Origin of the sequence: Zavarzinia sp., from assembly GCF_049306435.1 — a bacterium.
Taxonomy (GTDB): domain Bacteria; phylum Pseudomonadota; class Alphaproteobacteria; order Zavarziniales; family Zavarziniaceae; genus Zavarzinia.
The window spans coordinates 1-10,098 of the sequence record NZ_JBAQRT010000124.1 but is presented as its reverse complement, the minus strand read 5'-3'; the positions used below and the strand labels follow the sequence as shown (position 1 = coordinate 10,098).

7 protein-coding genes are annotated in these 10,098 nt (G+C 66.4%); 6 read left to right on the top strand and 1 reads right to left on the bottom strand.

Translation table 11 applies throughout. The annotated features are described in order from the left end of the window. Positions 1-762 (top strand): SDR family oxidoreductase (locus tag WAZ62_RS06600; RefSeq protein WP_422642719.1); only part of this gene is annotated, 762 nt, incomplete at its 5' end. Positions 763-811: 49 nt separating this feature from the next. Here WAZ62_RS06600 and WAZ62_RS06595 read toward each other — a convergent pair. Beyond that, positions 812-1,849: a zinc-dependent alcohol dehydrogenase family protein gene (locus WAZ62_RS06595; protein ID WP_422642718.1), complete on the bottom strand. Its 1,038-nt coding sequence runs from the start codon at positions 1,847-1,849 to the stop codon at positions 812-814. Between the two features lie 499 nt (positions 1,850-2,348). On the opposite strand from WAZ62_RS06595, the gene WAZ62_RS06590 reads away from it, so the two are divergent. From WAZ62_RS06590 to WAZ62_RS06570, 5 genes are all read left to right on the top strand, one after another. Beyond that, positions 2,349-4,289, top strand: a complete 1,941-nt coding sequence (locus WAZ62_RS06590; RefSeq protein WP_422642717.1) for a hydantoinase/oxoprolinase family protein — start codon at positions 2,349-2,351, stop codon at positions 4,287-4,289. A 2-nt stretch (positions 4,290-4,291) separates the two neighbouring features. After that, complete coding sequence (locus tag WAZ62_RS06585; RefSeq protein ID WP_422642716.1) at positions 4,292-4,690, top strand: acetone carboxylase subunit gamma; 399 nt, start codon at positions 4,292-4,294, stop codon at positions 4,688-4,690. Positions 4,691-4,906: 216 nt separating this feature from the next. Beyond that, positions 4,907-7,063 carry a hydantoinase/oxoprolinase family protein gene (locus WAZ62_RS06580; RefSeq protein WP_422642715.1) on the top strand — a complete coding sequence of 719 codons (2,157 nt, stop codon included), beginning with the start codon at positions 4,907-4,909 and terminating at the stop codon, positions 7,061-7,063. Positions 7,064-7,086: 23 nt separating this feature from the next. Beyond that, on the top strand, positions 7,087-9,363 hold the full coding sequence (locus WAZ62_RS06575; protein ID WP_422642714.1) for a hydantoinase B/oxoprolinase family protein: 2,277 nt from the start codon (positions 7,087-7,089) through the stop codon (positions 9,361-9,363). Beyond that, positions 9,360-10,098 (top strand): hypothetical protein (locus WAZ62_RS06570; protein WP_422642713.1); only part of this gene is annotated, 739 nt, incomplete at its 3' end. The genes WAZ62_RS06575 and WAZ62_RS06570, both read left to right, overlap by 4 nt.

Here is a 10,098-nt window from a genome sequence, read left to right as displayed (position 1 = left end):
GCCTCGGGCCGGGCGCGACCACCGGAGTATCCCGACATGAACAAGATCGATCTCGCCGGCCGCCGCGCCATCGTCACCGGAGGCGCGGGCGGCATCGGCGCCGCCATCGTCGAGCGGCTGGAGCAATCGGGCGCCCGCGTCGCCGTCTGGGACGTGAAGCCCGGGGCGGAAGCGCCGGGCCGTCTGCGCCGCGTCGTCGACATCACCGACGAGGCGGCGGTGGCCGGCGCCATGGCCGAGGTGCTGGAGGCCTTCGGCGGCCTCGATATCCTGGTCAATGCCGCAGGCATCACCGGGCCGACCGGCGCCCTCGAGGATTACGCGCTGGCCGACTGGCGGCGCATCGTCGACATCAACCTGACCGGCAGTTTTTTGGTGACCCGCGCCGCGATCGCGCCGATGAAGGCCGGGGGCTACGGCCGCATCGTCTGCTTCGCCTCGATCGCGGGCAAGGAGGGCAATCCCTTCATGGCGGCCTATTCCGCCTCCAAGGCCGGGATCATCGCCATGGTTCGTTGCCTCGGCCGGGAACTGGCGGAAACCGGTGTCACCGCCAATTGCATCGCGCCGGGCCAGATCGCGACCGACATCCTGAAACAGATGTCGCCCGAAAGCGTGGAGTTCTTCCGCAGCAAGATCCCGATGAAGCGGGTGGGCGAGCCTTCGGAAGTCGCGGCCCTGACCGCCTGGCTCGCCTCGGCCGAATGCAGTTTCAGCACCGGCGCCGTCTATGACATTTCCGGTGGGCGGGCCGTCTCCTGACGCCCCGCCCGTTCCGTTGTCCAGGCGGCGAGGGGCGGGACGATACCGGTCAGATTTCGATCAGCACCTTGAGGGCATTGGTCGCCGCCGCCTTGCCGAAAGTCTCGTAGGCCGACAGGATGTCATCGAGCTTGAAGCGGTGGGTGATCAACTGCTCGGGCTTCAGCGTTTTCGCCTGCACGGTTTTCATCAGCATCGGCGTGGTCACCGTGTCGACGAGCCGGGTGGTGAGCGTGATGTTGTGGGCCCACAGGCGTTCCAGATGAAGGTCGACCTTGGTGCCATGCACGCCAACATTGGCGATGGTGCCGCCGGCGCCGACGATGCCCTCGCAGATGGCGAAGGTCGCCGGGATGCCGACCGCCTCGATCGCCGTGTCGACGCCGCGCCCGCCCGTCAGTTCCATCACCCTCGCAACGGGGTCGCCCTTGGCGGAGTTGATGCCCGCGGTCGCCCCGAAGTTCCTGGCGACCTGGAGGCGGTTGTCGTCGAGATCGATCATGATGATCTCGGCCGGCGAATAGAAACGGGCGGTGAGCAGGGCGGCGAGGCCGACCGGACCCGCGCCGACGATGGCCACCGTCGATCCCGGGCTGACCCTGCCGTTCAGGACGCCGCATTCGAAGCCGGTGGGAAGGATATCGGAGAGCATGACGAGAGCATCCTCGTCCAGGCCCGCCGGGATGGGGTGCAGGCTGGTGTCGGCGTGGGGGATGCGGACATATTCCGCCTGGGTGCCGTCGATCGTGTGGCCCAGGGTCCAGCCGCCGGTGGTGCAGTGGGAATACATGCCGCGCCTGCAATAGTCGCATTTACCGCAGGCGGTGATGCAGGAGACCAGGACATGGTCGCCCTTCCGGAAGGCGCCCACGGCGGCGCCGACGTCTTCCACGATGCCGACGCCTTCGTGGCCGAGCACGGTGCCGGGCTGGCAGGTCGGCACGTCACCCTTGAGGATATGCAGGTCGGTGCCGCAGATCGTCGTCCTGGTGATCTTGACGATCGCATCGGTCGGCGCGGCGATCTTCGGTAGCGGGCGGTCTTCGACGGCCTTCTTGCCGGGGCCGAGATAAACGAGCGCCTTCATGTGTTTCCTCCACGTCGCGGGTTTCTTGGGCGAAGTGACGAGGCAATTCCGGTGCCAACCACCGTAGCCCCGGAAATCAGGGGTTTGAGGGCAAGGGGGCGGACGGAATTCGAACGTCCGAATGGGCGATCCGTCCGATTATCCAACGATCGGCGCGTAACCCCGGGGGCACCGGCGCCGGGCGAAGGGGTGTGCACCTTCCCGCGTGGCCCGGTGCCGGGCGTCGTTTTCGGCGACGCCTCCGGACGGGGGCGCGACCGAAAATCAGCCGTGCGCGCACGCGCCACCCGGTCGCGGTCAATTCCGGAAAATATAGCTAGAACAATGAATTGATGGCTGATTGCCGACCCGAAAAGGGCCCTGGCATGGTGCTTGCTGTTCATCTCCCCAAGGCCAAGGAGCACGGACCGTGTCCCGCTCCAAGAGATGCCCGAGAGACCTTCGGTCCGACCTTGTCGGGGCGACGGTCGCGAGAGACGAATGGGAGGAGTCCTCGAAGATGACCCTGCAGATCAATATCGACAATGGCGGCACCTTGACCGACATCTGCATATTCGCGGATGGCAAGGTCGAGAAGACCAAGGTGCTGACCACGCCCTACGACCTCAGCCGCTGTTTCTTCGAAGGCATTCAGAAGGCCTCGGCTGTGCTCTACGGCGCCGAGGACGTGAAGCGCCTGCTGGAGGAAGTGGATCTCATCCGCTACTCGACCACGCAGGGCACCAACGCCATCTGCGAGCGCAAGGGGCCGCAGCTCGGCCTGGTGCTCGACGCCGGCTCGCGCGATCTGCCGGCGCGCCTGCGGGACCAGGACCCGCAGGTCTGGAACGCACTGGTCGGTGATCGCGTGGTGTTTCTCGATGCCGCGGCGGTGACCGGGGCGGAAGCCGATGTCGACGTGGTGAAGGCGATCAACCAGCTCACCGCGCTTGGCGCCAAGCGCCTGGTGGTAGCCTTCGGCGGCGAGGATTTCCGCGCCCTCGAGGAACGCTTCGCCCGCGTCGCCCTGCGCAAATACCCGCGTCACCTGCTGGGTGCCGTGCCGATCCTCTACGGCTCGGATCTGACCAGCGACAAGGACCAGATCCGCCGCACCTGGACCGCCCTGATCAATTCCTTCCTCCATCCCTCGATGGAAGGCTTCCTCTACAATGCGGAAAACCGCCTTCGCGCCTTCCGCACCAGGAATCCGCTGCTGATCTTCCGCAACGACGGTGATGCCTCGCGCGTCGCCAAGACGGTGGCAATCAAGACCTATTCGTCCGGCCCGCGCGGCGGCATGGAAGGGGTGAAGTCCTATTCCCGGCTCTACGGCTTCGAGGAGACGGTCTCGATCGACGTCGGCGGCACCACCACCGACATCTGCCAGTACAGCCGCGGCACCGTGCCCTCGACCCGGCGCGGCCGTGTCGAGGGTATCGCCGTTTCCTTCCCGCTCTGCGAGATCTGGAGCGCCGGTGTCGGTGGCAGTTCGGTGTTCCGCGTGAAGGAGGGCGAGATCGTCATCGGTCCCGAGAGCGTCGGCGCGGTGCCCGGGCCGGCCTGCTTCGGCCGCGGCGGCAAGGAAGCGACGATCACCGACGCCAGCCTGCTCATGGGGCTGCTCGATCCGGCCTCCTATTTCGGTGGCGACATGGTCCTCGACGGCGAGCGCGCCCGGGCGGCCGTCACGGCCAATATCGCCGAGCCGCTGGGCATCGGCCTCGAAGACGCCCTGCTGCGCATGGGCAGCGCCTTCGAGACGAAGATCGCCGAGGAGTTGCACCGCGTCACCACGATCGGCGATGACACGGTGATGCTGGCCTTTGGCGGCGCCGGCCCGCTCAACGCCTGCGGCGTCGCCGAAAAGGCCGGGATCTCGCGGGTTTCGATCCCCCGGATGGCGGCCGTCTTTTCCGCCTATGGCATCGGCTCCTGCGACATCTCCCAGCGCTATGATGTAACCCTGACCGAGCTTTCGGCCGAGGCTGTCGGAAAGGCGCTCGACATCCTGAAGACGAAAGCCGCGCGCGACATGTTCGCCGAAGGCGTGGCACCGGGCGATTACGCCCTGACCGCCCGCCTGGTCGCCGATTTCGGCGGCGGTCACGAACACAGCCATGTGCTCGAAGGCGACATCGCCATCCCCGATGTGTTCGGGAAGGCGCTCGCCGTCGATCTCGAACTCGACGCCGTGAAACCTCTCCGCGGCCGCGAGGGCGGCTCCGGCCATTTCGAGGCGAACACCGCGGCCAGGGCTTCCGGCCTGCGCCATCCGCTCGGGGCGAACGGACTGCGCGTCGAGACCCCGGTCTACCGTCTCGCGGACCTTCGGGCCGGCGATTTCGCCGACGGCCCGGCGGTGCTCGAGGAAGACTATTTCACCTGCCGGATCCCCGAGGGATGGCGCCTCGTCGTCTCGAACCTCGGCGATGTCCTGCTCACCAGGGAGGGAAAATAACCATGAAGATCCCCATGACCGAATACCTGCGCATCGATCTCGACCGGGAGACCTGGGAGTGCCGCGTCTGCGACCACGAAATCGGCTCCGCGAAGGCGAACTACAAGGAAGGTCTGCTGGTCCACGACCGTGATCCGCGCGAGATCCATCCGCCGATCATCGATCCCGACAAATATCGCTTCACCTTCAGCCCCGATCCGGCCTGGGTCCGCATCCTCGAATTCTGCTGCCCGAATTGCGGCACGCAGGTCGAGACCGAATACGCCGTCCCCGGCCATCCGCCGCTCCACGACATGGAGGTCGACCTGCCGGCCCTGAAGGCGCAGTGGGCGAAGCGGGGCGGGGAGGCCGAGCCCTTCTCCGGCCCGGCGGTGGTTCGCGGCGAGGGCCATGGCCACTGACGGCTCCTCCCCCGGCCCTCTCAAATCCCACCCGGCCGGGTAACTGAAGGGGTGCCGCCCCGCCGGCCGGCCCGAGCTTCCTCGGTGCGGGTCCGGACGCGGCGCGGCGGCGCCCTCTTTTTCGATCGGCGTCTCGCGGCCGCCGCAAGGCGGGTGAGGGGACGTCCCGCCAAAGACACGACGAGCCGAGCGCTCGCATCCTCAAGGGGAGGTCACATGAAACGCGTTTCCGTCGACATCGGTGGCACCTTCACCGACTGCTTCGTGGTCTGGGGTCAGGACTATATCCAGGCCAAGGCGCTGACCACGCACCACAACCTCGCCATGGGCTTCAATGAAGCGCTGGGCAAGGCCTGCAAGGTTCTCGGCCTCGAGCTCGAGGACATTCTCTCCAGCGTCGACAGTGTCCGCTATGCGACGACCCTCGGCACCAATGCCCTGATCGAGCACAAGGGGCCGAAGATCGGCATGTTGGTCACCGCGGGTTACGAGGCGACCGTGCCGCTGTCGCGGGCCCGTGGCTATGGCGAGGGGCTCGACAATCTCGGCCAGCAGGACATGCCCAATGCCCGGCGTCCCGATCCGCTGGTCAAGGCGCACATGATCCGCGGCGTGCGCGAGCGGGTCGATTTCACCGGCAAGCTGGTGATGGCCCTCGATGAAGAGGACGTGCGCAAGCAGATCCGCGACCTCGTCGATCTCGGCGCCCAGATCATCGTGGTCGCCCTGGTCAACGCCGTGGTCAACCCGGGCCATGAACTGCGCATCCAGGAAATCCTGCTCGACGAATATCCTTCGCATCTGCTGGGCGCCATTCCGATCATCCTGTCGCATCAGGTGGCGGGGCGTAAGGGCGAATATGTTCGCGCGACCTCGGCGATCGTCGATGGTTACCTGCATTCGACGATGTATCACGCGCTCTCCGCGCTCGAACAGAACCTGCGGGCGCATTCCTACGACAAGCCCATGCTGGTCATCCATAATTCGGGCGGCATGGCGCAGCTCAATTCGACCGACGCGCTCCAGACCATCCATTCGGGCCCGGTCTCCGGCATCGGCGCCTCGGAACATCTGGCGATGCAGGCGGGGCTCGGCAATGTCGTGGCGACCGACATGGGCGGCACCTCCTACGACATCGGCATCGTGGTCGAGGGCGGGATCAAGCACTACGATTTCAATCCGGTGATCGACCGCTGGCTGGTCTCGGTGCCGATGGTCCACCTTGTCACGCTGGGGGCCGGCGGCGGCTCCGTCGCCGCCTACGACCGCATGTACAAGACCGTGAAGGTGGGGCCGGAAAGCGCCGGCTCCGACCCCGGTCCGGCCTGTTATGACCGTGGCGGGCGCAACGCGACCGTGACCGACGCCGACCTGGTGCTCGGCTACCTCGATCCCGCCAATTACGCCGGGGGCTCGATCCCGCTCAACCCGCGCCGGGCCAGGGCCGCGATCGAGGATGCGCTGTGCGACGACCTCGACGTCGATGTCCTGCAGGCGGCCAAGCTGATCCGCGAGAAGGTCGACGACAACATGGCCAATGGTCTCTTCACCGAGCTGCGCGCGCGCGGTTACGATCCGAAGGACTTCACCATGCTGGCCTATGGCGGCAATGGCCCGCTGCACTGCTGCGGCATCGCTCAGAACCTGAACATCGACCGCATCCTGGCGCCGCCGCTGTCCTCGGTCTTCTCGGCCGTGGGCGCCGGCAACATGCACCAGCTCCACATTCACGAACAGTCTCTCTACATGGTGCTCTACGACAGCAACAGCCGGCATATCTTCGATGATCACGACCGCTTCAACGCGATCGTCGCGGACCTGAAGGAGCGGGGCACCCAGGACCTGCTGCGCCAGGGCGTGCCCCTGGCCGAGATCCGCCACAGCCTCGAGCTGGACATGCGCTACGGCAATCAGCTTGTCCAGACCACGGCGGTCGTGCCGAACCACGAGGTGCACGGGCCGGCCGACGTGCTCGCCATCATCTCGCAGTTCTCCAACGACTACGGCAAGCGTTTCGGCGAGGGATCGCAGGCGCCGGAGGCCGGCATCCGCATCAACACGATCCGGGTCGCCGCCTATGTCCACCACGAGACGGTGCGGTTCGAGGACATCAAGCCGGCCCCGCGCGAGGCGCGCAAGGCGCCGCCGCCGCCGGCTGGCCACCGGACCTGCCACTTCGTCGGCTCCGATGGCGCCTTCGACACGCCGGTGTGGAGCCGCGAGGCGATCGAGCCCGGGGTCGAGATCCACGGGCCGGCGATCATCGCCTCGGACGTCACGACCTTCCTGGTCGATCCCGGCTGGACCTTCGTCGCCGCCCGGCAGGGAGCCTCCTGGTTCCTGCGTGGTGCCGCCGTCGAGCGCCTGAACTGAACGAAAAACACGGAGGAAGCGAAATGAACGACATGTCGAAGCCGCCGCGCGCCAAGACGCCGACCGCGCTGGAAATGGAACTGGTGAAGAAGTTCCTCAATGATACCACCCTGTTCCTCGGGCCGGATCCCGAGATCATGCAGAACCATGATCTGATGCCCCGCACGGCCGCCGAGGACACGGCGATCGGGGCTTTCTCCGAGCCCCATGTCATCGCCAAGATCCGCGATCGGATCCAGTCCGGCTGCGATGAGGGTTACGAGATGGTCGAGCAGATGGGCGCCGCCCCCGGCGCCAAATGGGGCGATGTCATCACCGGCGTCTATTCGGCCTCGGGCGATCTCGCCATCGCGTCGGCCGGCGGCGTGCTGATCTTCTCGGCCCTGGTGCACCATCCGATCAAGTTCATCATCAAGAACTGGATCAACGAGCCGACCGTCGGCGTGCGCGACGGCGATGGTTTCATCCACAACGACAGCCGCTACGGCAATGTCCACAACACCGACCAGTCGATGATCCTGCCGATCTTCCACGAGGGACGGCTGGTGTGCTGGGTCGCCTCGACGGTGCACGAGGGCGAGAATGGCGCGATCGAGCCGGGGGGAATGCCTTCGATGGCCGAAAGCCCCTCGGACGAGGGGCTGAAGATGTCGCCCTTCAAGGTGGTCGAGAACTACCAGATCAAGCGCGACATCCTGACCTTCCTGCAGAATTCGGTGCGCGAGCCGAAGCTGCAGTACGAGGACATGAAGGTGAAGCTCTTCGCCTGCCTGCGCATCAAGCAGCGGATCGAGGAAACCCTGAGGACCGATGGCCCTGAAGCCCTGATCTCCACCCTGCGCCTGACCATGGAGCAGGTCCGTGCCGAGGTGAAGCGCCGCATCTCGGAATGGCCGGACATGACCGTCCGCACCTACATCATGCAGGACTCGACCCTGCGCGAGAATTGCCTGGTCAAGATCAATTGCAAGCTGACCAAGACCGGCGACCGCCTGATCTTCGACTTCCGCGGCTCGGCGCCGGAATTCACCAACCGGGCGACCAATACGATCGTCGCCGGCCTCAAGGGGATGCTGGCGCAGGTCTTCCTGTGTTACGTCTGGCCCGACCTGCCGCGCGGGCAGGCGGCCTTCGCCCCGATCGAGGTGATCACCGATCCCCATTCGATCGTGAACTGCTCCTACGACGCGCCGAACTCGCAGTCGCTGATGTCGATCTTCACCGGCTTCACCGCCGGCCAGCACGCGGTTGCGAAGTTCCTCTATTCCTGCCCGGAGAAATTCACCAAGGTCCACGCCCCGACCTTCAACATGATCAACACCTTCATCTGGGGCGGCGTTTCCCAGCATGGCGAGACGCTCGGCAATCTCTGCGCCGACCTGAACGGCATGGGCGCCGGCGCCACGGTGGATCGTGACGGTGAACACGCGCTCGCCCCGATTTTCGCCACCATGGCGGATATCGGCGAGCAGGAGTTGAACGAGGAGGAGGTGCCCTTCCTTCAGCTCGTCTCGAAGAAGATGACGCGCGACGCCATCGCGCCCGGGAAATATCGTGGCGGTCAGGGTTACACCATGATGGTGGCGACCAAGGACTCGGAACAATGGGGCTTCATGACAACCTGTCAGGGCGCCAAGTTTCCGCCGCTCCAGGGGCTCTTCGGTGGCTATGCCTGCGGCACCTATCCGCTCAGCAAGGTCCAGGGGGTCGACGTCTATGACGTCCTCCTGAACCAGCCGGAGAAGTTCAGGCACTCGATCGAGGAGATCATGAACGAGCAGCCCTTCGAGGGCGCCAGCTATTCGACGCACCACATGGGCATGGGCTTCGAGATCTCGAAGCGCGGCGAATTGTTCATGATCTCGCAAGGCGCCGGGGCCGGTTACGGCGACCTGCTCGAGCGTGATCCGGAAGGGATCATCCGAGATATCGAGGAGGGATTGATCTCGGCCCCCGTGGCCGAGCGCCTCTACAAGGTGGTGTTCGACCACGCGACGCTGGCGATCGACTGGGACGCCACGGCGAAGGCCCGCGCGGCCGAGCGCGAGGCGCGCATCGCCCGCTCCGTCCCTTACGCGGATTTCGTGAAGACCTGGTCGAAGCCCGTGCCGCCGGCTCACATCCAGTATTTCGGCAGCTGGGGCGAGGATGTCGGCACGCTCTACATGGGCGGGGTCGGCGCCAGCCGCAAGGCGAGCGAGCCCAAGCCCAACTACATGCCCCATCCGAAGGATGTGCGCATCGCCGAACTCGAGGCGCGGCTGAAGTCGGCTGGCGCCTGGGGGGGCGAGAAGCAATGACCGCCGACTTTGCCCGATATCTGTCGGATCGACAGGGTGGGGGCGGTGCCAGGCTGTGGTTGAAGTCGTCGGGCTATGCCCGGCGGCTTCTGCACGGGACAGAGGGCGATCCCTGGGGGTCGCCCGCCGCCTTCCTGTCCTTCTTCGCGCAGGCCCATGGACTGCTCCGCCCCGATGTCGCCGTCGTGGAGGTGGCCGATCTCTATCGCTCCTGGACGCGGCGTCATCCCGATCTCGTCGCCGGCATGGCGGCGCGCAAGCGGGCGGCCGTGCCGCTCCGCGAGATGCTGGATGACGCGGGGCCGCGCCTCGTGCTGAACGAGGTGGTCGAGGCGTTGCTCGGCCATCTGCGCGGGCGGTGTCCGCTCGTCCTGGCGTTTCCCGGGCCGCGCGCCTGGCTCGACGAAGCGAAGGCGCTCGCCGGCCTCGGCGATCTTCCGGCCGACGACGACGCGGTCGAGGATGCGGCGATGTATGTCGCGGACCTCCTGCGCGCGGTTTCCGCCCATCCGCTCGGCGGGGTCTGCTTCGAGGAGCCGGGGCCGCTCGCCGGGCCGGCGCTCGCCGCCTATCGACCGATCCTCAACGTGGCGGAACATTATCGCTGGGGCGTCGTGCTCAGGGCGGGTCTCGCCGGGACGGTCACGGCCGGCGATCTGGCGCCCTTCGCGGCGGTGATATCGGCGGCGCCGCTCGGCGATCGGGTCGCCGGGGCCGCCGGGCTCGACCTTCCGG

Coding starts and splice junctions, on each gene's coding strand:
- WAZ62_RS06595 (WP_422642718.1), bottom strand. CDS start 1,849: ATGAAGGCGCTCGTTTATCTCGGCCCCGGCAAGAAGGCCGTCGAAGAC.
- WAZ62_RS06590 (WP_422642717.1), top strand. CDS start 2,349: ATGACCCTGCAGATCAATATCGACAATGGCGGCACCTTGACCGACATC.
- WAZ62_RS06585 (WP_422642716.1), top strand. CDS start 4,292: ATGAAGATCCCCATGACCGAATACCTGCGCATCGATCTCGACCGGGAG.
- WAZ62_RS06580 (WP_422642715.1), top strand. CDS start 4,907: ATGAAACGCGTTTCCGTCGACATCGGTGGCACCTTCACCGACTGCTTC.
- WAZ62_RS06575 (WP_422642714.1), top strand. CDS start 7,087: ATGAACGACATGTCGAAGCCGCCGCGCGCCAAGACGCCGACCGCGCTG.